Source organism: Candidatus Thioglobus sp. (assembly GCA_028228555.1).
Classification (GTDB): Bacteria; Pseudomonadota; Gammaproteobacteria; order PS1; family Pseudothioglobaceae; genus Thioglobus_A.
In genome coordinates this window covers 1-2,041 of sequence record JAOJBP010000027.1, presented here as the reverse complement: position 1 = coordinate 2,041, position 2,041 = coordinate 1, and the positions used below count along the sequence as shown (strand labels likewise).

The window sequence follows — 2,041 nt, the reverse complement described above, 5'->3', positions numbered from 1 at the left end:
TTAGTGGTCTTGCACCAAACACTGGATCATATCCTTGATCAACAATCATTTCTATCGCTTTTTCACTTAATTCAAGTTTTAAGTTAAGATCAGCTAAGCGTGAAGATAAAATTTCAATTTGTAGGGTTGCAATGCCTTTAATCTGATCTTTTCCAAGCGTATCAAAAGTAACAATTTCATCAATACGATTAACAAACTCAGGGCGAAAATGCTCACCCACTAACTTAGTTAGTTCAGCTGACATATCCTTACCTGGATTGTCTTGGATAAGATGCGAGCCCAGGTTTGAAGTCATCACAATAACGGTATTTTTAAAATCAACCGTACGTCCTTGCCCATCGGTTAAGCGGCCATCATCCAGCACTTGCAATAGAATATTAAACACATCAGGATGCGCTTTTTCAACTTCATCGAGTAAGACAATTGAATAGGGCTTGCGACGAACGGCTTCCGTTAAAACGCCACCTTGCTCATATCCTACATAGCCTGGAGGTGCACCAATTAAGCGTGAGACTGAGTGTTTTTCCATAAATTCACTCATATCCACGCGAACAATAGCCTGCTCAGTATCAAACAAGAAGTCAGCCAAAGCTTTGGTTAGCTCTGTTTTACCAACACCTGTAGGGCCCATAAACATGAATGAACCATCAGGACGATTAGGGTCTGACAACCCAGCGCGAGAACGACGAACTGCATCAGAAATAACTTTAACGGCTTTATCTTGGCCCACCATTCGTTTGTGAATAATGCTTTCCATTTGTAGAAGTTTGTCTTTTTCACCTTCCATCATTTTATCCACAGGAATGCCAGTCCATCGAGCGACAATATGAGCAATTTCATCCTCGGTCACTTTGTTTCTAAGTAGCGTCATTTCTACAGTATCCGCATTTTCTGCTTGGGTTATTTTTTGCTCTAGCTCTGGAATAACGCCGTACTGAAGTTCACTCATCTTGGCTAGATCGTTGTTACGATGTGCACTCTCTAAATCTAATTTAGCTTGCTCTAGCTCTTCTTTTAAGTGTTGCGCGCCTTGGACGACTAATTTCTCTTTTTTCCAAATTTCATCAAAATCTGCATATTCTTTTTCTAAGCTTTTAATGACTGACTCTAGTTCTTTAAGACTCTTTAGAAGCTTTATCTTTTTCTTTTTTAAGGGCCATACGCTCGATCTTAAGCTGCACTAACTTTCGATCAAGTTTGTCCATTGACTCTGGTTTTGAATCAATTTCCATACGAATTTGTGAAGCAGCTTCATCGATTAAATCAATGGCTTTATCCGGCAGTTGTCTGTCAGTGATGTATCTGGTTGAATAGGTAACTGCTGCAATGATAGCGGGATCAGTAATCTCGACACCATGATGCACTTCGTACTTTTCTTTTAATCCACGCAAGATGGCAATTGTGTCTTCTTGCGTTGGTTCATCGACTAATACTTTTTGAAAGCGTCGCTCCATCGCAGAGTCTTTTTCAATGTATTCGCGATATTCATTGAGAGTGGTTGCACCCATACAATGAAGATCGCCACGAGCTAGTGCTGGTTTAAGCATGTTTCCAGCATCCATAGATCCTTCACCTTTTCCCGCACCCATCATAGTGTGCAATTCATCGATAAATAAAATCACCTGACCTTGCTCTGCTTCTAGATCTTTTAATACAGCTTTCATTCTTTCTTCGAATTCACCCTTGTATTTTGCGCCTGCAACCAAGGATGCCATATCGAGTGACAATAAACGCTTGCCTTTGACACCCTCAGGTACTTCATTATTAATAATTCGTTGTGCCAAGCCTTCAGCAATGGCAGTTTTACCGACACCAGGCTCACCAATAAGAACAGGATTGTTTTTGGTACGTCGCTGCAATACTTGGATTGCACGACGAATTTCCCCATCACGACCAATGACTGGATCAAGCTTACCATCAATGGCCATTTGGGTTAAGTCAGTGGTGTATTTGTTTAGAGCATCTCGTTGTGTTTCTGCATTTTGTTCGTTCACGTTTTGTCCTCCTCTAAGGGTTTCTATAGCTTTCGCAAGTGCGCCTT

General features: G+C 41.0%; 1 pseudogene. It reads right to left on the bottom strand.

What is annotated here, in order from left to right:
• A pseudogene (locus N9Y32_06945) lies at nucleotides 1-2,041 on the bottom strand (AAA family ATPase).